The organism is Cellulomonas cellasea, from assembly GCF_030372105.1.
In the GTDB taxonomy this organism is placed as follows: Bacteria; Actinomycetota; Actinomycetes; order Actinomycetales; family Cellulomonadaceae; genus Cellulomonas_A; species Cellulomonas_A cellasea_A.
Genome location: NZ_JAUDBQ010000020.1, coordinates 1 through 20,176 on the forward strand (window position 1 = coordinate 1; position 20,176 = coordinate 20,176).

The following is a 20,176-nucleotide window of genomic DNA, read 5'->3' on the forward strand; positions in this document are numbered from 1 at the left end:
GCTGTGTGCTGCGCATTCCCCTTGGACAACGGGGTGGGATGGATCCGCGTCAGCACGTTCACGGCGCCGCCGGTGTCGACGCCGTCCTTGTCGGGCTTGTACCAGGCGCCCTGGGGCACGGAGAGCACGCCCGGCATGATCCGGGCCGTGACCTTCGCGGGGATGCGGATCCGGCCACGGTCGTTGAAGATCTCGACCATGTCGTCGTTCTCGATGCCGCGCTCCTTCGCGTCGGCGGGGTTCATCCACACCTTCTGCGGGTGGGCCTCCTGCAGCCAGGGGACGTTGCCGTAGGTGGAGTGCGTCCGGGACTTGTAGTGGTGCCCGATGACCTGCAGCGGGTACTTGTCGTTGGTCCGCGCCTCGATGGCGCCTTCCCACGTGTCGACATGCTCGGGCAGGGCCGTGAGCTTGTCGCCGGGCTCCGGGTTGGGGAACTCCCAGGTCGAGGTCATCTCCCACAGCTCGGAGGAGAAGATCTCGATCTTCCCGGACGGGGTGTCGAGGGGGTTGGCGACCGGGTCCTCGCGGAACGCCTTGAGCGGGACGGTGGGGCCGTCGGGGCTCGTGTACCGGTAGACGCCCTGCTTCTGCAGCTCCTCGAACGTCGGGAAGTCAGGGCGGTCCTTGCGCGTCTCCTCGTGCATCCACCGGACCCACTCCTCGCCGGTGCGGCCCTCGGTGAACTCCTGCTCGATGCCCAGGGCCTTGGCGATCCCGGTGCAGATCTCGTAGGACGGCTTGGAGTCGAACAGCGGCTCGATCGACTTCTCGCACATGATCAGGTACGCGACGTCGCCGGTGTACTCGCTGGGCGCCATGTCCCAGCGCTCGGCGGTCGTGGTGTCGGGCAGGATCAGGTCGGCCATCTTCGCCGAGGCCGTCATCTGGTTGTCGACGACCACGATGAACTCGCAGAGCGACTCGTCCTTGAGGATCGCGCGCGTGCGGTTGATGTCCGCGTGCTGGCTGGCCAGCATGTTGCCCGCGTACTGCAGCAGGAACTTGATGCCCACGTCGAGCTTGTCCTTGCCGCGGACCCCGTCCTTGAGCCGGGTGAGCTCCGGGCCGCGCTCGATCGCGTCGGTCCAGCCGAACATCGAGATCTGGGTCTCGACCGGGTTCGAGCCGTCCGGGAACCACATCGACGCGGGCCAGTAGTAGCCCTCGCGACCGCCCGTGCCACCGCCGGAGATGCCGACGTTCCCGGTGATCGCCGCGAGCGTGTAGATCGCCCGGGCCTGGTTCTCGCCGTTGGCGTGCCGCTGCGGCCCCCAGCCCTGCGTGATGTTGGCGGGCTTGGCGAGGGCGATCTGCCGCGCGACGCGGATGATCTGCCCTGCCGGGACGCCGGTGACGTCGGCCGCCCACTCGGGGGTCTTCTCGATCCCGTCGGAGCCCTCGCCCATCACGTAGGAGCGGTAGGAGTTGCCGGAGGGGACACCCTCGGGCATGTGCGCCTCGTCGAAGCCCTGGCAGTACGCGTCGAGGAACTCCTGGTCGTGCAGGTTCGCGCTGATGATCGCGTGCGCCATGCCCGCGACGAGCGCCGCATCGGTCCCCGGGCGGGGCGCCAGCCACTCGTCGGCGAGGTTCACCACCGAGTCGGACTGCCTCGGGTCGATGACGATGAACTTCACGCCGGCCTGCTTCTTGGCCCACAGCGACGTGAAGAGCACGCCGCCGCCGCTCATGCGCGTCTCCATGGGGTTGTTGCCCCACAGGACGATGAGCTGGGAGTTCGCGGCCGAGTCCTCGAAGCTGTTGCTGATCTGCTCGTCCGGGTTCCCGTAGTGGAACCGGGTGCAGGTGCCGATCTGCCCGTAGGAGTAGTTGCCGTAGTACCCGAGGTTGCCGCCCATGAGGTTGAGCAGCCGGGCCCAGCCCCCGCTCGTCGACATCAGGCCGTTCCAGGTGCCCGAGCCGTAGTTGCTGTAGATGGCCTCGTTGCCGTACTTCTCGATCGTCCCCTTGAGCTTCTCGGCGAACAGCTCGTACGCCTCGTCCCAGGTGATCTGCTCGAACTCGCCGGAGCCGCGCTCGCCGACCCGCTTCATGGGGGCCTTGAGCCGGTCGGCGTTGTAGATGCGCTGGCGCATCGAGCGGCCGCGCACGCATGCGCGGATCTGCCGCGTGTAGAGCTCGTCGTCACCGGTGGGGTCGGGCGAGACCCGGACGATCGTGCCGTCCTTGACGTCGAACCGCAGCGGGCACCGTGAGCCGCAGTTGATGATGCAGGCCGACCAGGTGGTCTTGTCCCCGGACACGTCCGCCGTGAGCGTGGCCGCGTTCGAGGGGCCGACGCCGGGCAGGAGGCCCAGCGACGCTCCCGCGCCCACGAGGGCCGCGCCGCCGCCAGCCGCTCCCGACCACTTGAGGAAGGATCGGCGCGGCATCCCGGTCGTGGGTGGAATCTCTGTCGTCCCAACGTCTGTCATCGGGGGGGTCCTCTCGCGCAGGTCTCAGGTACGGCGTGGCGCTGAGACGGATACCCCATGCTCTCGGCCCCCCAATTCGCCACGTAGGGCGATGGTCCTGCCCAGATTGGGACGATTAGCCGATGAAAACTACGGTATAAGCCATGGATATGCGCAAGGCGCGTGTGCGCTATTGCCCGAAATGCGACACTGCCGCACCCGCGAATCCCCCATACGCAAGACGCCCGGCTGGAAAAATCCAGCCGGGCGCCTTGGTGGAACCAGTCGAGCGATATGTCAGCCGTTGTACTCCCAGTGCCAGGCCTCAGGCTTGCTGCCGCCCTGCTGCGCCCAGCTGGGGTGCACCCAGCCGAACCGGCCGGCGTTCGCCTTCATCCACTCGTGCTGGGGCGACCCGAAGGTCTGGATGCCGCCACCCAGGTCGAGGGCGCGGGCCCAGCCGTGGTTCGAGGTGCCAGGCGTCCCGGCCAGGTAGCCGAGCTGCGCCTTGACCCGCACCTGCGCGTCGTAGGACCGGTAGGAGTCCGTGATGCTCATGTCGGTGCCGAACGCCTGCCGGTACTCGATGTTCATGAGCTCGAGCGACGCGGCGGCGTCGCAGCGCAGCAGGGCGCTGGAGTCGAAGGTCAGCCCGCACAGCGACGACTCGGGGAACCGGCCGTTGCTGGCGCTGGGCACGCCCTCGGCGGCGACGCGGGCGGACGCCTGCGCCGCGGCGGCGCGCGACGCCTCGTCCTTGGCGGCTCGGGCCGCGGCCTCCGCCTCGGCCTTCGCAGCGGCCTCGGCGGCAGCCTGGGCAGCGGCGGCCTCGGCGGCAGCCTGCTCAGCGGCAGCCTGCTCGGCGGCAGCCTTCTCGGCCAGTGCCTGCTCGGCCACGGCGATCTGCTCCGCGGTCGGCTGGGGCGCCTCGGGCGCCTGCGCGATCACGGCGGTGCCCGTCGTGCCGATGCCCACCGCGGCGCTGACCTTCTCCGTCAGGTCGGTCACCTGGTCGAGGGCCTCGTGCACGTGCTCAGCCACCGGCTCCGAGGCGTACGCGTTGGCCGTCGCCGACAGCACGTCGGTCAGCGCGGTCGCCGCGGACCGGTCGGTGGTGAGCGGGCCGATGTTAGTCGGCTCGACGGCGGCGAGCTTGGCCGACGCGATGAAGTCGTCGCCGACGACCTCGGTGGACTCGGTCGGCTGAGCCTGCTCGGCCTCCTGCTTGGCGGCCTCGATCACTCGGGCGACCTCCACATCAAGGGCGGAGGCCTCCTCGACCAGGCCATGCTCGCTGAGGAGGTCGTTGAGCTGCGCAGTCGCGGCGTCGAGCTCGTCGGTGGGGATGTCAGCCTCACTCGCGGCCTCGCGGATGGAGTCGGCCACCTTGGCAGCCTCGGCGGCCGCCTCGGAGACGTCGGCCAGGCGCTCCTCCTCGGACATCTCGGAGGCCTTGGAGCTGATCTCCGGGGTCGCGTACGCGGCGCCGGCACCGAGGAGCAGGCCTGCGGCGAGCACGCCCTGCGCGACCGGGCGCGACTGCAAGGTGCGCGTGATGTGATGCATGCGCACCGTCTCGACGATGCGACCGGCGTGGTGCGCCGCGCGGCCGGTGGCCTCGCGCATCACGTCGGCGGCCCGGCTCGTGCGCACTGCCTCGGCAGCGGGGCTGGCGAGGAGCGTCTGGGCCTGGTCGCTGGACCAGGCGAGGAGCGCCTGCGCCTGGTCGCTGGACCAAGCGAGGAGTCGGGCGAGCTCGGCTCGGAGCGTCTGGACGACGGTGGTCTGCTGGAGGACGGAGAAGAGGGTGGCCAGGCCGAGGAGCTGGACCATCTTGTGAGGCCGGAGGGCCCGGATCACCCTGTGGATGCGAGTGTTGGTCATCATCAACATGGTGGATATGTCGGGGGCGACAGAGCGCATCGCCCGATGGACGCGGCCTCGGAGAGACCGCCGGGCTATCGAAGGCTTTCTGTTACTCACGCGTAACACGATAGGCAGCCGGACAGCCGTCCAAAAGCCCCTGGGCTGAGATTTGCGTCACGTTGGCGTCTCAGATAGGCCAGGCGCCGCCTGAGGCCGCAGGCGGACGGCTAGGCTCGCCTGCGTGACACCCGCAGACCCGGCCACCCCCGCCGATCCCGCCATACGCCCTGGTGGGCTGGACGACCTGTACGACATCGCACGGCTGGCTGCGCGCCTCAACGTCGAGAACGCGACGATCCGGGTCTGGCTCTCCCGCAAGGTTCCGTGGCTGCCGCCGCCCGACGGCCGGCTCAACGGCGGGGCCGTCTGGCGCGCGTCGACCCTCGAGGGGATCGAGGAGCGCCGCACGCCCGGCCGCCCCGGACGCAAGCCGCGCGGCGTCATCGTGCACACGCCGCCGCACGGCACCCGGCTGCCGCAGATCGCGCCGCTCTCGGAGTGATGCCTACGCTGAGGCGATGACCGGGTCCGCCACCTCGGACGCCGTCGCGGAGGCCATGACGACGCTCACCCGTCGCGCGTTCTTGCCCCCAGCACAGCGCGCCCACGCCGATGAGGACCGACCGCTGCCGCTCGTCCACGGCCAGACGAACTCGCAGCCGAGCACCGTGGCCGCCATGCTCCGCCTGCTCGACGTCCCGCCCGGCGCGAGGGTGCTCGACATCGGGTCCGGCTCCGGCTGGACCACAGCCCTGCTCGGCCGGCTCGTCGGCCCGGGGGGCAGCGTCCTCGGCCTGGAGATCGACCCCGACCTGGCTGCCTGGGGCGGGGAGAACCTGGCCGCGTGGTCCATGCCGTGGGCCACGATCGAGCAGGCCGACCCGGCAGCCCTGGGGCGGCCCGTCGAGAGCGGCTGGGACCGCATCCTCGTCTCGGCCTCCGGCCAGCAGCTCCCCGACGCGCTGGTGGCCCAGCTCGCGGACGGCGGTCGGATGGTGCTGCCGGTGCGCTCGACGATGTGGCTGGTCGAGCGGCGTGGCGAGGACATCGCGCGCACCACGCACGGCTCCTACGCCTTCGTCCCGTTGCGCTGACGCACAGCGCGCCCGCGTGATCGCGGAGCCTTCGCGTACCGGGCCTTCGCGTACCGGTCGGTAACGGATGTCCCTCGGAAGGGTGACGAACCACCCATCCGCCAGTACGGTGCAGTCCGGGGGCCCTCCCGGACCGGGACGCACGCGACGGTGGCGCCGCCAGACACCATCCGCGCCCGCCGCCCGCAGGAGTGACCCATGACGCGTCGCTTGCCGTCCGCCCCCACCTCTCGCCACCCCGGCATATCCCGCCGTTCCGCGCTCGCCCTGCCCGTCGCGCTGGCGCTGCTGGCGTCCGCGCTCACGGGCGCCGGCCCCGCCACCGCCGCCCCGCCGGACAGCCCCGCTGCAGAGGCCGGCGCCCCCGGCGGCTCCGTGGCCCCCGCCGACGCGCTGTCCGACGCGAAGGTCTCCCGGGCGATGGCCGAGGCGACCGGGCACGTCACCGCGTTCGTGCAGCTCGACGCGCCCTCCGCGCTCGACGTGCACGAGGACGGCGGCGACGCCGCGCAGGTGCAGGCCGCCACCGAGCAGGTCGAGCAGCTCGCCGAGGCCGTCATCCCGGCCGAGGCCGCCGCGCCCCAGGCCCGCTCGGCCCAGGCGGGCGAGCCGCAGCGCATCTCCACCCTGACGAACGTCATCGCGGGCAGCCTGGTGTCCGGCGACGCCGCACAGCTGCGGGCCCTCGCCGAGCGGGACGACGTCGTCGCCGTCCACCAGGTCACGCCGCGCACCATCGACAACACCAGCAGCGATGCCCTCACGCGCGCGCTGGACGTGTGGCAGAGCACCGGGCAGACCGGCGAGGGCATCCGCATCGGGATCATCGACACCGGCGTCGACTACACGCACGCGGCATTCGGAGGCCCCGGCACTCAGGAGGCCTACGCCGCCGCATACGGCGCGGACGGGACGGGCCCCGTCCCCGACGGGCTGTTCGACGGCGCCAAGTACCTGGGCGGCCGCGACTTCGCCGGGCACTCCTACGACGCGAACCCGGCGTCCGCCCTGCCGGGCGCCACGACGGTCCCGACGCCGGACGACAACCCGATCGACAGCCTGGCCACCAGCCCCAACAGCGGCCACGGCACCCACGTCGCAGGCACCGCCGCTGGATACGGCGTGCAGGCCGACGGCGCCACGTTCCGCGGTGACTATGCGGCACTCTCGGACCTGACCGGCTGGCAGGTGGGCCCCGGCTCGGCGCCCGGCGCCAGCGTGTACGCGCTCAAGGTCTTCGGCGACATCGGCGGCTCCACGAACCTCACCGCCCAGGCGCTCGACTGGGCCGCCGACCCGAATGGCGACGGCGACCTCAACGACCACCTCGACGTCGTCAACCTCTCCCTCGGCGCCTCCGCCACGCCGTCGGACGACCCGGACAACCTGCTGATCGACCGGCTCGCCGACCTCGGGGTGCTGTCCGTGCTGTCGGCCGGCAACTCCGGCGACATCACGGACGTGGGCGGCTCCCCCGGCAGCGCCGCCAGCGGCCTGACCGTCGCGAACTCAGTGGGCAGCCCGCTCACGCTCGACGGCGTGGAGGTCACCGCCGCGCCCGACGCCGCGCTGCTCGGCGCCCACGCCGCACAGCACTCCGTCGCCTACGCGGGCGACCAGGACGTGACCGCGCCCGTCGCCTTCCTCGGCGAGACGGTGAGCGGCTGCTCGTCGCTGGCCGGCCAGAGCGCGGAGATCACCGGGAAGGTGGTCTACCTCTCGTGGGACGACGATGACGCGACCCGGGCCTGCGGCAGCGGCGCGCGGTTCAACAACGCGCAGGCCGCAGGCGCGGTGGGCGTGCTGCTCGGCACCGAGCGGGCCGTGTTCTCCGGCGGGATCGCGGGCAACGCCGCCATCCCCGGCGCGCAGCTCACCGCCAGCGCCACCGACACGCTGCTCCCGGCGATCCGCACGGGCGCCGTGAGCGTCAGGCTCGGACCGTCGCTCGCCGCGTCGGTCAACGACGACTCCGCGGGCGACGTGCTCAACCCCGGCTCCTCGCGGGGCGCCCACGGGTCGCTCGGCATCGCGAAGCCCGACGTCGCGGCGCCCGGCACGAGCATCCTGTCCGCCGCCTCCGGCAGCGGCAGCGCCGCGCACTCGCTGTCCGGCACCTCGATGTCCGCGCCGCATGTGGCGGGCATCGCCGCCCTGGTCCGCGCCGCCCACCCCGGCTGGACGCCCGCCGAGGCCAAGGCCGCCGTGATGAACACCGCCACGCATGACGTGTTCACCGGCGCCCGCGGCACAGGCGACGTCTACGGCCCACAGCGGGTCGGCTCCGGCCGGGTCGACGCGGCCGACGCGGTCGCCGCGTCGGTGCTGGCCTTCGGCTCGGAGGACCCGGACCAGGTCTCCGTGACGTTCGGCGTGGTCCCCGTCGGCGCCGAGACAGTCGTGCAGCGCAAGACGGTGACCGTCCGCAACACCGGCAGCACAGCGGTGCGGTACTCGACGTCCTTCGCGGCGGCCACCACCACCGGCGGCGCGACGATCACCACGTCACCGGCGACGATCACCGTGCAGCCCGGCCGCACCCAGCTCGTCACCCTGACGCTCACGGCCGACCCGGCGACGCTCGCCCGCGACCTCGACCCGACGTCGGCGGCGACACAGGGCGGGCTGCCCCGCGAGCATGTCGCCGCCCTCACCGGCCGGCTCCTGCTCACCTCGGGCGGCACCGAGCTGCGCGTGCCCGTGCAGGCCGCCCCGCGCCTGGTCAGCAGCCTCACCGCCGCCGACATCGCGTTCCCCGACGCGGGGGCCGTCGAGGCCGAGCTCGCCCTCACCGGCCGCGGCATCGCCTCGGGCGGGTGGACCTCGCTCGTCGCGCCGCTGCAGCTCGCCGCCACGAGCCCCCGGCTCGAGCGTGCCCCCGGCCTCGTCACCTCCGACTCGTCGGTGGCCGCGGGCGACGTGCGCGCGGTGGGCTGGGCGTCGACGGCGCCGCAGCGCTCCGCGGCGGGGCTCAACCCCGCGGGCGGGTATCTGGGCGTCGGCATCGCCGTGGACGGCGAGTGGGCGACGCTGGGCCAGTCGGTGCTGCCCGTCATCGACCTGGACCTCGACGGGGACGGCGCCTACGACCGGCAGACGGTGGTGCAGAAGCTCAACGAGGCCACCGACGTCACCGTGCAGCTCACCTACGACTACACCAGCGGCGAGCTGCTCGACGCGCAGCCTGTCAACGGGTTCTTCGGCGACGTGGACACCACTGTCTTCGACAACAACGTGGTGCTGGTGCCGCTGAGCCTCGCGGACGTCGGCATCACACCGGGGTCCACCCCGACGCTGCGGGTGTGGACGCACTCCCAGTACGCCGCCGACCCCAGCCGCCAGGTCGACGCGGTGGAACCGTTCACCGTGGACCCGTACGCCCCCGCGCTGTGGTTCGACGGCGGCGCTGCCGACGCGTTCTGGTCGGTGGGCGAGGAGGGCGCCGTCGCGACTGTGCACCGCGACCCCGCCGCCGCTGAGCTGCCGCAGGTGCTGGTGCTGCACAGCCACAACGCGACCACGACGACGCGCACGCAGGTGCTCGACGTGACGGTCCCCACCGCGACGCCGCCGTCCGCGTCCACCACCACGGCCAAGGCCTTGCCGCGGGTCAGCGGCTACGGCTCGGCCGCGAGCGTGGCCGTCACGGTGACCGGCGCCTCGGCCGGCCCGACGGGAACAGTGGAGGTCCGGCTGCGCGACACGGTGATCGCCACCGGGGCCCTCACGGTGGACGGCCTGACCGGCACGGCGACCGTCCCGCTGCCACGTGACCTGGCCGTGGGCGCGCACACCCTCACCGTCGCCTACACCGGCAGCGTCGAGGTGTCGGCGTCGTCGGCCACTGTCGGCCATGTCGTGCTCCCGGCCCTCACGCGGCTCAGCGTGGCGACCACGTCATGGTCGGTTCCCCGAGGCTCCACACCCGCGCTCACCGTGAAAGCCGCAGGCGCCGACGGCGCGCCCGCGCCCACCGGCGCCGTGCGGGTGCTGGTGAACGGGCGCACCGTCGCGACACCGGCCCTGGTGGACGGCGCCGCGACGGTCACCCTGCCCCCGGTCACGGGACGCGCGATCGTCACCGTGTCCTACGGCGGCGACGGCGGGTACCTGCCAGCCGTCGCGGGCGGGGTGCTCACGGCGCGGCGGTAGGCGGTCGCCGCAGGTCGGCTGACAGGTCGATCGGCCTGTCAGCGCACGCCGAAGGCCGGGCCGCCGGGACGACTCCCCCGGGTGGCCCGGCCTTCGGCGCGTCAACGGCCGCGGCCGGCGAACAGCCGGAGCAGCCGGTCAGCCGCTCAGAACAGGAAGTCGGGCTCGGGCGCCGGCCGCGGCGCCACCGGCACCCGGTCCGAGGTGCCCGCCAACGCCGCGCGGGCCGCCTGGCCCGCGAGCACGTCCGCGCGCTCGTTGAAGGTGTCGCCCTGGTGGCCGCGCACCCAGTGGAAGACGACCTTGCCAGGCCGCTCAGCGATGGCCTTCTCGATGGCCTGCACGAGGGCCAGGTTCTGCACGGGCGAGCCGCTGGCGGTGCGCCAGCCCTTGCGCTTCCACCCCGCGACCCACTCGGACGCGCACTTGATCGCGTACTGCGAGTCGGACTCGATGCGGAGCTGCTCGTCGCCCGGGTGGGCCAGGATCGCCTCCAGCAGCGCGGTGAGCTCCGCGATCTGGTTGGTGCCCGACGGGCCGCCGCCCGACTCGCAGGTGCCGTCGTGGTTGACCCAGGCCCAGCCGATGGCCCCTCCGGGGTTGCGCAGGCAGGAGCCGTCCGTGCTGACCGTGATCACCGGAGCATTCTGCCTGCCCGTCCCGCGACCCGACGACTCGGCGCCCCGGTCCGGTCGTCGACGCCCGCTCAACCCGCGCGTCAGCGCCGCTCAGCCGGACAGCGTGCCCGCGGCGGACAGCGCGTCCACCACGCGCCGCACGCTCGACGCCAGCCCCCACCGCTCTGCGAGCGCGACCAGCCCGTCGGGGTCGACGGGGGTGGCCGGCAGGGTGTCGTCGAACTCCCCCACGGGGGCGTCGGGCGCGACCCGCACCACCATCGGCGCGACCTCCAGGTACGACGCGGCCTCCTGCAACCGGCGCCGCTGCGTGGCCGTCAGCCCGGAGTCGCCCGCATCCCGTGCGGCCAGCACCCCCGCGAGGTCCCCGTAGCGGTGGATGAGCGCCGCGGCGGTCTTCTCCCCGATGCCGGGCACGCCGGGCAGCCCGTCGCTGGGGTCGCCGCGCAGCACCGCGAGGTCCGCGTACGCGGCGCCGGAGGTCACGGCGTACCGCTCGGCCAGCCACGCGTCGTCCACCACGGCGATGTCCTTGATGCCGCGGCTCACCGTGTACAGCACCCGCACCCCGGCGTCGTCGTCGACGAGCTGGAACAGGTCCCGGTCGCCGGTGACCACATCGACCCCCGCCCGCACAGCGTCAGGGCGTGCGACCTCGCGGGCCACCAGGGTGCCGATCACGTCATCGGCCTCGTAGCCGGGCGCCCCGACCCGGGCGATGCCGAGCGCCGCCAGCACCTCGATGATCACCGGGATCTGCGGGGTGAGGGTCTCGGGCACCACCTCGATGCCCGTGGTGCCGGGCACCTCCTGGGCGACCCGCTGCGCCTTGTAGGACGGGATCGCCGCCACCCGGAACTCCGGGCGCCAGTCGTCGTCCCAGCACGCCACGAGCCGGCCCGGGCGGTGGTCGTCGACGAGCCGGGCGATCATGTCCAGCAGCCCGCGCACCGCGTTCACCGGCGTGCCGTCAGGCGCCCGCACCGAGTCCGGCACACCGAAGAACGCCCGGAAATACAGCGAGGCGGTGTCGAGCAACATGAGCTTGTCGATGCGTTCGGCCATGTGCGTACTCTCCCACCGGTGACCGTTCTGGCCACCCGAGTTCTGGCTCCTCGGGCGGGCATCATGAGCCACATGACGGCGATCGCAGACGACGAGACCACCTACCTGCGCCTCATCGAAAAGCTCGCCCACGAGGTGATCGGGCTAGCAGTTGACGAGCCGTGGTTCGGCTTCGGTGAGGAAGGCCAACTCGCGGCCGAGCCACTCCATCGCGCCATCAACGAGCTCGCGAGCCACCTGCGGATGCGGCATCACGAAGGCGACGGGTGCGTGGACGAGCACTAACCGCGCCGGTTCGGATCCATGAGGACGACCGTGCCAGATCCGCGGCCCGGTTCGAGCTACGCCGAGGCGCGCCGCACCAGTGATGTCGGCAGCGTGATCGCGGCGGGCTCCTGGCCCTCGATGACCTCGAGCAGCAGCCGGACCATCTCGGCGCTGATCCGCTCGAAGGGCTGGCGCATGGTGGTGAGCGGCGGGTGCAGGTTCGCGGCGAGGCCGGAGTCGTCGAAGCCGCCGACGGCGACGTCCTCGGGCACGCTGCGGCCGGCGTCGCGCAGCGCGACGAGGGCGCCGGAGGCCATGAGGTCGGAGGCGACGAACACGGCGTCGAGGTCGGGGCGCCGGGCGAGCAGCTCCCGCATCGCCTGCTCGCCGCCGTCGCGCGTGTAGTCGCCATGCGCGACGAGGGTCTCGTCGAAGCGGTCGCCTAGTTCCTCGCGGTACCCGGCGAGCCGCATCGTGCCGCCGGGGGTGTCCAGGGGGCCGGTGATGGTCGCGACGTGCTGGCGGCCCTGGTCGAGCAGGTGCCGGGTCATGCGGCGCGCTCCCCCGGCGTCGTCGGCGGTGACGTAGCCGACCTGCTCCTCGAAGCCGAGCGGCATGCCGCACGCGATGACGGGGACGTCGGCGCGCAGCAGCGACGCGACCAGCGGGTCGTCCCGGTGGGAGGAGATGAGCAGCACGCCGTCGACGTGGCCGGCTGTCACGTACGCGGTGATGCGGCGGCGCTCCTCGGGGGTGGACGCGACCATGAGCAGCAGCGGCATCTCCCGCTTGGCCAGGGCCTCGGCGGCGCCGCGCAGCAGGATGGAGAAGTTGGGGTCCTCGAAGAGCAGGTGCTGCGGCTCGGTGAGCAGGAACGCCACCGAGTTCGAGCGCCCGGTGACGAGGCTGCGGGCGTGGTGGTTGGCCGCGTAGCCGGTGGCCCGGATGGCCTCGTTGACGGCCGCGAGCGCATCCGGGGACACCCAGTGCCCGCCGTTGATCACCCGGGAGACGGTGCCGCGCGAGACTCCGGCGGCGGCCGCGACGTCCCGGATCGTCGGCCGTTTGCGCGGTGTCGGCTGCTGCTCCACGCCACGTGACTCTAGGCGCATCTCAGGCCTTCACCGCGCCCGCGGCGAGGTCGACCTGCCAGTAGCGCTGCAGCGTGAGGAAGAGCGCGACCAGCGGGATGATCGACAGCAGCGCGCCGGTGATCACCGAGGTGTACATCGCGGGTTGTGAGGCGCCCTGGTTGAGCAGCCCGGACAGGCCCACGGTGAGCGGGAACAGCCGGTCGTTGCCGAGCATGATGTACGGCAGCATGAAGTTGTTCCAGATGGCCACGAACTGGAACAGGAACACGGTGACCAGCCCGGGCAGCATCATCGGCACGGCGACGGTGGCGAAGATCCGCAGCTCGCCGGCGCCGTCGGTGCGGGCCGCCTCGATCACGTCCGTGGGCACCGAGGCCGCCGCGTAGATGCGCGCCAGGTAGATGCCGTACGGGCTGATGATGCTGGGCAGCAGCACCGACCAGTAGGTGTTGGTCAGGCCCACCTGTGCCAGCAGGAGGTATTGCGGGATCGCCAGGACGACGCCGGGCACCAGGACCCCGGCGAGCAGCACGTTGAAGATCGCCTTCTTGCCGGCGAACTGGTACGTGGCGAGCCCGTAGCCGGCGGTGGCGGAGACCACCACCGACAGCAGCCCGCCGACGCCCGCGTACAGCGCGGTGTTGGCCATCCACCGCCAGAACAGGCCTCCCCGGTAGGACGCGAGCTCACCGATGTTCTCCAACAGGTGCGTCGACGGGGCGAAGGTGAACGTCGAGAACAGCTCGCCGGCGCTCTTGCTGGACGCGATGAGCACCCACGCGACGGGTAGTAGGCAGTACACGGCGCCGAGCACGAGGATCGTGGTGGCGACGGCGCTGGGCCGCTCGCCTCCCGCGGGCCGCTTGGGCCGGCGGCGCGTCGGCGTGGCGCCGGTGGCCGTCCCGGTGGCGGGCGCCGGGGTGGGGTACGTGGTGGCCATGTCACTTCTCCTGGTTGAAGGCATGGTTCTGCACGAGGCGCAGGAACCCGAACGACAGCAGGAAGGTCGCCAGCGCGATCACCACGGAGGTCGCGGCCGCGGAGTACAGGTCGTCCCGGGTGAACGCGTCGCGGTACACCTTCATCAGCGGCGTCCACGTGCTGGAGATGGTGTTGGTCAGCGGCTTCAGCGTGGTCGGCTCCGCGAAGACCTGCAGGGTGGCGATCATCGAGAAGACGAACGTCATGATGAGCGACGGCGCCACGATCGGGACCTTGATGCGCCAGGCAATGGCGATCTCGTTGCAGCCGTCGATGCGCGCCGCCTCGTACAGCTCGGTGGGGATCGCCTTGAGCGCGGTGTACAGGACCACCATGTTGAAGCCGACGCCGCCCCACAGCGCGATGTTCGCGACAGCGAAGATGACCAGGTCGGAGGACAGCAGCTGGGGGAAGTCGCCGCCGAGCCGCTCCGCGATCCACGCGAACGGGCTGACCGCGGGCAGGTAGAGGAAGCCCCACAGCAGCGAGGAGATCACCGCGGGCACCGCGTACGGGAGGAAGATCGACACCCGGGAGAACCCGCGGGCCCGGGTGCGCCGCGAGTCGAGCAGCAGCGCGAACAGCAGCGCCAGCCCGAGCATCGTCGGCACCAGCAGCAGGCCGTAGAGCCCCACCCGGAGCACCGACGCGATGAACTCGGGGTCGGAGAGCGCCCGCTCGTAGTTGGACAGCCCCGCCCACACCTCGGTGCGCGCGCCCTTGCCGAGCCCCAGGCCGCTGACCTTGACGGTGCGCAGGCTGAGGTAGGCGGCGTACCCGATGGGCAGCGCGAGGAAGAGCACGAACAGGGTGACGGCGGGGGCGAGGAACGCGTACGGCGCGAGCGTGCGGCGGCGGCCGGGACGCGGGCCCTGCCTGGTGGCGGGCGCGCCGGGCCGCTGGACCGCTGTGGGGCTGGTCACGGGCTGATCTCCCTCGGTGGGCGACGGGTGCGGTCAGTGCGCGGTGGGCCGGCCGGCCGGGGGGAGGACGGCCGACCCACCGCCTGCCTCACTCCTTGACGGAGAACCCGGAGGTCTTGAGGTCGTCGATCGTCGCCTTCTGCATGGCCTTCACCGCGTCGGTGAACGCGCTGCGCGACTTCGCCTCGGTGGCCTTGCCGAACTCGTCGTTGTAGGCGGAGTACGCCACGTTGACGTTGGGCCCGAAGGTGAAGCTGCCTGCCGTCTGCGCGATCTCGCCGGCCAGGTCGTAGAAGTCGGCCTGCTCGGAGAAGAACGCCGGCGGGTTGGCGAGCGCCTTCGCCTGGCCCGGGATGTTCGCCGGGTAGAGGCCGCCCTCGGAGACGAGCGCGCTCACGGCCGCCTGGTCGGTGTTGAGCCAGGTGATGAACTCGGTGGCCTCGGCGACGTGCTTCGACTGGGTGGTGACGGCCGTGGCCGAGCCACCCCAGTTGCCGGTGGCGGGCTTCGACGCGTCCCACTGCGGCATGGCGGCCATCTGCCACTTGCCCGCGGTGTCGGCGGCGTTGCCCTCGAGCACCCCGGGCGCCCAGATCGCCGACAGCCAGCCCACCTGCGTGCCGTCGTTGAGCGCGGCGTTCCACTCGGGGGTGTACATCGGCTTGTTGTCGATCACGCCGGACTCGACGAGGCCGCCCCAGTAGTCCGCGACCTTGAGGGTGGCGTCGTCGTCGATCGACACCGTCCACGACTCGCCGTCGATGCCCCACCACGACGCCCCGGCCTGCTGGGCGAGCCCGGTGAACCAGCCCGCGTCGGCGGCGGAGAACGTGCCCAGGTATTTGGTGGGGTCGGCGGCGTGGAGCTGCGCGGCCACGTCGGCGTACTCGTCCCAGGTGGTGGGGACGGCCAGGCCCAGGGACTCGAAGATGTCGGCCCGGTAGTAGAACTGCATCGGCCCGGAGTCCTGCGGGACGGCGTAGACCGCGTCGCCGCCCAGGGTCACGGAGTTCCAGACGCCCTCGGGGAACTGGCCCGCGACGTCGTCGCCGAGCTCGCCGGAGATGTCGGCGAGGGCGTCGGACGAGACCAGCGTGGGGATCTTCTGGTACTCGGCCTGCATGAGGTCGGGCGCCCCGCTGCCGGCCTTGATCGCGGTGAGCAGCTTGGTGACGGCCGGGTCCCCGCCGTCCTGCTTGTTGACGGTCACCTGGATGTCGGGGTGCGTGGAGTTCCACTCCGCGACCACGGCGTCCATGCCGGGGGCCCACGTCCAGAACGTGAGCTCGACCGTGTCACCGGCTCCGGCGCCGTCGTCGGCGGAGCCCTCGCCGCCGTCGCCTCCGCCTGAGCAACCCGCCATGAGCGCTGCCGTGGCAGCGAGGGCGGCGACTGTCCTAATGCCTGTGTGCAGGCGCATCTGTCCTCCTCGTCAAGGACCCGCCGCTCCGTCGCGGCGGGGCGCACTGCGACTTCACGGACGTCGCTGTGCCTGTGCACGGTCACAGTACGGGCACCCTTCTGGGCCTTGTCAATGGGTCAATCGTGGTGTTATCTCTTCGTTGCATGGCCCGATGTGGCCTGGGAACGTGCACAACGACGTGTCAGGAGAGTCATGAGTTCAAGCTTCACCCTCGCCCCCGCGCCGGCCGCGAACGGCAGCCGCGCGCCGCAGGGCCGGGTGCTCGGCGACCGCGGGATCTCCTACGGGGGCGACTACAACCCCGAGCAGTGGCCCGAGGAGGTCTGGGCTCAGGACGTCGCGCTCATGCGCGAGGCCGGGGTCAACCTGGTCAGCATCGGCATCTTCTCCTGGGCGCTGCTCGAGCCCCGCCAGGGCGAGTACGACTTCGGCTGGCTCGACCGGCTCATCGACCTGCTGCACGCGAACGACATCCGCGTCGACCTCGGCACCCCCACGGCGTCCCCGCCCGCCTGGTTCTTCGCCGCTTACCCGCACACCCGCGTCGTCACCCGCGAGGGGACCACGCTCGGCTTCGGCTCACGCGGCATGGCCAGCCCCAGCTCGCCCGAGTACCGCCGCGCGTCCGTCGCGATCGCCCAGCAGCTCGCGCGCCGCTACGGGCAGCACCCCGCCCTCGCCCTGTGGCATGTGCACAACGAGTACGGCGCGCCCGTCTCCGAGGACTACTCCCCCACCTCCGCCGCCGCCTTCCGCACCTGGCTGCAGGCCCGCTACGGCACGCTGTCCGCGCTCAACGACGCCTGGGGCACCACCTTCTGGGGCCAGCGCTACGGCGAGTGGGAGCACGTCGGCGTGCCCGCGATCGCCCCCTCGGTGGTCAACCCCGCCCAGCGGCTCGACTTCGCCCGGTTCACCAACGACCAGCTCCTCGCGTGCTTCATCGCCGAGCGCGACGCGATCCGCGCCGAGTCGCCCCACGTGCCGATCACCACCAACTTCATGGCCGGCTCCTGCCCGGCAGTGGACCTGTGGCGCTGGGCCCGCGAGGTCGACATCGTCGCCAACGACCACTACCTCACCGCCGCCGACGAGCGCGGCCACGTCGGCCTCGCCCTCGCCGCCGACCTCACCCGCTCGGTGGCCGCCGGCCGCCCCTGGGTGCTCATGGAGCACTCCACCTCCGGGGTCAACTGGCAGCCGCGCAACGTCGCCAAGCGCGCCGGGGAGATGGCACGCAACGCCTTCACGCATGTGGGCCGCGGCGCCGACGCGGTGCTGTTCTTCCAGTGGCGCGCCTCCCGCTCCGGCGCCGAGAAGTTCCACTCCGCGATGCTCCCGCACGCCGGCACGTCCAGCCGCGTGTGGCGCGAGGTGTGCGCCCTGGGCGCCGACCTCGGCCGCCTCGACGAGATGGTCGGCTCCGAGGTGCGGGCCGACGTCGCACTGCTGTGGGACTGGGAGTCGTTCTGGGCGCAGGACCTCGAGTGGCGGCCGAGCGCCGACCTGTCCCACCGCGAGCGCTCTGAGGCCTTCTACGACCGGCTGTGGCGCGACGGGCTCACTGTGGACATGGCCCACCCCGAGGCTGACCTCTCCGGGTACCGGCTGGTCGTCGCGCCCGCGTCGTACCTGCTCACCCAGGCCGCCGCCGACAACCTCACCCGCTACGTGGAGGGCGGCGGCACGCTGCTCGTCTCCTACTTCTCCGGGATCGTGGACGAGCACGACGCCGTGCACCCCGGCGGGTTCGGGGCGCCGCTGCGCGACGCGCTGGGCCTGACCATCGAGGAGTTCCTGCCGTTGCGCGCCGGGGAGCAGGTGCGGCTGGCCTGGCCCGGCGGCGGGCTGTCGGGCGGCGGGCTGCCTGGCGGCGACCCGTCCGGCGACAGCGCGCTCGAGCTGGTGGGCGATGTGTGGACCGACGACGTGACGCTCGACGGCGCGGAGGTCGTCGCCGCGTACCTCGACGGCCCCGCCGCCGGAGGCCCCGCCCTCACCCGGCACGCGCACGGCGCCGGGTCGGGCTGGTACCTGTCGACCCGGCTCGACGCCGAGGCGCTGGCCCCCGTCCTCGCGGCCGTCTACCGCGACGCCGGGATCACCCCGGCCGGCCTGCCCGAGGAGCTGGAGGTCGTGCGCCGCCACGGCGCCGGCGCCGAGTACGTCATCGCCGTCAACCACGGCGAGGCGGCGGCGACCGTCCCGCTCGGCGGCGCCCGGCAAGGCGTGGCCGACGACCTGATCAGCGGCCAGCGAGTCGAGCACGCGTTCACTGTGGCCCCCGGCGGCGTCCGGGTGGTCCGCATCGCCCATGACGCCGACGCCGCGCACACCGCACCGAGCTGACCGGCCGGGGCGCCCGCCCCGGCCTCCGCCCACGCGTCAAGGAGGACACGATGAGGCACCATCCCCGCACCGCCCACCGCGCTGCCGATCCACGCGATCCCGTCCCACGCCCGGCCCCGGGCTCCCGCAGGCGGCCTGCCCGCCTCGGCGCGCTGGCGCTGGCCGGGGCCCTCGCGCTGGCCACCGCCCTGCCCGCCGCGGCGGCGCCCGGCTCCGGGGCGCAGGGCTCCGGGGCGCAGGGCCGCGACAAGGCTCCCCAGCAATCGGGCGCCTTGGTGAACGGCGACTTCGAGGCGGGCCTCACCGGCTGGAAGGTCACCGGGGCCACGGGCGCCGCGAAGGCCGAGGGCCCCGGGCACGACGGCTCTGCCCAGCGCCTCACCCACTGGTCCGCCAGCGCCTACGACGTGCGCACCCGGCAGACGGTGAAGCGCCTGGCGCCGGGCTGGTGGACGGTCAGCGCATGGGTGAAGTCCGGTGGGGCGCTGGACGCGACGACGCTCGGGCTCACCGGCTGCGGCGTGGACGACGTGACGACCACGCCGCTCACCGAGCAGGACGACGCGTGGGTGCGGCTGTCCGTGTCCGCGAAGGTCCGCGGCGGATCGTGCACCGTGGAGATCGCCACGCGCGGGCCGGGCGGCGCCTGGGCCAACGTGGACGACGTGACCCTCACGCCGGGGCAGGTCTCGCGGGACGTGCGCGGCGGCGACCTGTCCGGGCTCGCCAAGAACGAGGACCACGGCGCCACGTACAAGACGGCGAAGGGCAAGTCCGGGGACGCGGTACGGATCCTCGCCGACGCCGGGATGAACGTGGGACGGCTCAAGGTGTGGGTGGACCCGGCGGACGGGTACAACGACCGCGAGCACGTCGTGGCGACGGCCAAGCGCATCAAGGCCGCGGGCATGGGCCTGCTGGTCGACTTCCACTACTCCGACCGCTGGACCGACCCCGGCGCGCAGGGCGTGCCGTCCGCGTGGGCGGGCCAGTCACCGGCCGAGCTCCAGCAGTCCGTCCACGACCACACCCGCGACGTGCTCGACGCCCTGGCCGCCGAGGGCATCACCGCCGACTACGTCCAGGTGGGGAATGAGATCAACCCGGGGATGCTGTGGCCGTGGGGCCAGACCTGGGACGTCGACACCACCGACGGCGTCGCGGGCGCGCAGTGGGACAACCTGGCCGCGTTCCTCACCGCGGGAGCCCAGGCCGTGCGCGAGGTGGACCCGGACACCCGCGTGATCCTGCACCTGACGAACATCAACAACGGCATCGGCTCGCTGACCTGGTGGTTCGACGAGGTCACCGCCAGGTCAGTCCCGTTCGACGTGATCGGCCTGTCGTACTACGGCTACTGGCACGGCAGCCTGGCGGATCTGCAGGGCGCCGTCAGCACCCTGTCGGAGCGCTACGACCGCGACGTGCTCGTCGTCGAGACCGCCTACCCGTTCACCCTCGAGGACGACTCCCCCGCGTGGGAGAACATCATCAACCTCCCCGACGAGCTCGTCTCCGGCTACCCCGCCACCCCGGCGGGCCAGGCCGCCGCGTTGCGCGCCGTGCAGGACGTCGTCGCCTCGGCGCCCGGCGGACGCGGCATCGGGACGGTCTACTGGGAGCCCGCGTGGACGGCTGTGGAGGGCAACGGCTGGGACCCGGAGGACCCGTCATCGGGCAACGCCTGGGAGAACCAGGCGCTGTTCGACTTCGACGGCCGGCTGCTGCCCGCCGCGAGGGAACTGGCCGCGGACCCGTCGACGCGGGCCCTGAGCGGGCACAGCGGCCACCGCGCCCGCTGACTCCGCTGAACTACCGGGTCCAGACGACAGCAGCCCGCCCCGCCT

General features: G+C 72.6%; 14 protein-coding genes. 6 read left to right on the plus strand and 8 right to left on the minus strand.

The window, feature by feature from the left end; all coding sequences use genetic code 11:
- Together QUV83_RS15980 and QUV83_RS15985 are read right to left on the minus strand one after the other, a co-directional pair.
- Positions 1-2,396, minus strand: a 2,396-nt coding sequence (locus QUV83_RS15980; protein ID WP_289565919.1) for a DMSO/selenate family reductase complex A subunit, incomplete at its 3' end; no start/stop codon positions are given.
- Between the two features lie 318 nt (positions 2,397-2,714).
- Positions 2,715-4,301: a M15 family metallopeptidase gene (locus tag QUV83_RS15985; protein WP_289565920.1), complete on the minus strand. Its 1,587-nt coding sequence runs from the start codon at positions 4,299-4,301 to the stop codon at positions 2,715-2,717.
- Between the two features lie 223 nt (positions 4,302-4,524).
- Between QUV83_RS15985 and QUV83_RS15990 the strand changes: the two genes are divergently transcribed.
- The 3 genes from QUV83_RS15990 (at position 4,525) to QUV83_RS16000 (ending at position 9,589) form a co-directional block, all read left to right on the plus strand.
- Positions 4,525-4,845, plus strand: coding sequence for a hypothetical protein (locus QUV83_RS15990; RefSeq protein WP_289565921.1), 321 nt, complete (start codon positions 4,525-4,527; stop codon positions 4,843-4,845).
- A 16-nt stretch (positions 4,846-4,861) separates the two neighbouring features.
- Positions 4,862-5,437 (plus strand): protein-L-isoaspartate O-methyltransferase family protein, encoded by a 576-nt coding sequence (locus QUV83_RS15995; protein WP_289565922.1) that lies wholly within the window; start codon positions 4,862-4,864, stop codon positions 5,435-5,437.
- Positions 5,438-5,635: 198 nt separating this feature from the next.
- A complete protein-coding gene (locus tag QUV83_RS16000; protein ID WP_289565923.1) occupies positions 5,636-9,589 on the plus strand; it encodes a S8 family serine peptidase in 3,954 nt (1,317 codons plus the stop codon).
- Between the two features lie 146 nt (positions 9,590-9,735).
- On the opposite strand, the gene QUV83_RS16005 is transcribed toward QUV83_RS16000, so the two are convergent.
- Both QUV83_RS16005 and QUV83_RS16010 read right to left on the minus strand, forming a co-directional pair.
- Entirely contained in the window at positions 9,736-10,227 is a 492-nt protein-coding gene (locus QUV83_RS16005) for a ribonuclease H family protein (RefSeq protein WP_289565924.1), read from the minus strand.
- 90 nt (positions 10,228-10,317) lie between these two features.
- The gene (locus QUV83_RS16010) at positions 10,318-11,292 is read right to left on the minus strand and encodes a 5'-3' exonuclease (protein WP_289565925.1); all 975 of its coding nucleotides are present in this window, start codon (positions 11,290-11,292) and stop codon (positions 10,318-10,320) included.
- Positions 11,293-11,310: 18 nt separating this feature from the next.
- Here QUV83_RS16010 and QUV83_RS16015 point away from each other — a divergent pair, with 18 nt between their 5' ends.
- Positions 11,311-11,577, plus strand: a complete 267-nt coding sequence (locus QUV83_RS16015) for a hypothetical protein (protein WP_289565926.1) — start codon at positions 11,311-11,313, stop codon at positions 11,575-11,577.
- Positions 11,578-11,633: 56 nt separating this feature from the next.
- Here the strand turns inward: QUV83_RS16015 and QUV83_RS16020 are convergent, their stop codons facing one another.
- The 4 genes from QUV83_RS16020 to QUV83_RS16035 all read right to left on the minus strand — a co-directional run bounded on the left by QUV83_RS16020 (position 11,634) and on the right by QUV83_RS16035 (position 15,977).
- Positions 11,634-12,650: a LacI family DNA-binding transcriptional regulator gene (locus tag QUV83_RS16020; protein ID WP_289565927.1), complete on the minus strand. Its 1,017-nt coding sequence runs from the start codon at positions 12,648-12,650 to the stop codon at positions 11,634-11,636.
- Between the two features lie 22 nt (positions 12,651-12,672).
- The gene (locus QUV83_RS16025; RefSeq protein ID WP_289565928.1) at positions 12,673-13,593 is read right to left on the minus strand and encodes a carbohydrate ABC transporter permease; all 921 of its coding nucleotides are present in this window, start codon (positions 13,591-13,593) and stop codon (positions 12,673-12,675) included.
- Between the two features lies 1 nt (position 13,594).
- On the minus strand, positions 13,595-14,557 hold the full coding sequence (locus tag QUV83_RS16030; protein ID WP_289565929.1) for a carbohydrate ABC transporter permease: 963 nt from the start codon (positions 14,555-14,557) through the stop codon (positions 13,595-13,597).
- Between the two features lie 88 nt (positions 14,558-14,645).
- Positions 14,646-15,977, minus strand: a complete 1,332-nt coding sequence (locus QUV83_RS16035; RefSeq protein WP_289565930.1) for an ABC transporter substrate-binding protein — start codon at positions 15,975-15,977, stop codon at positions 14,646-14,648.
- A 195-nt stretch (positions 15,978-16,172) separates the two neighbouring features.
- On the opposite strand from QUV83_RS16035, the gene QUV83_RS16040 reads away from it, so the two are divergent.
- Both QUV83_RS16040 and QUV83_RS16045 read left to right on the plus strand, forming a co-directional pair.
- Positions 16,173-18,329: a beta-galactosidase gene (locus QUV83_RS16040; RefSeq protein ID WP_289565931.1), complete on the plus strand. Its 2,157-nt coding sequence runs from the start codon at positions 16,173-16,175 to the stop codon at positions 18,327-18,329.
- Positions 18,330-18,379: 50 nt separating this feature from the next.
- Positions 18,380-20,131 (plus strand): glycosyl hydrolase 53 family protein, encoded by a 1,752-nt coding sequence (locus QUV83_RS16045; RefSeq protein WP_289565932.1) that lies wholly within the window; start codon positions 18,380-18,382, stop codon positions 20,129-20,131.
- Positions 20,132-20,176 lie beyond the last annotated feature (45 nt).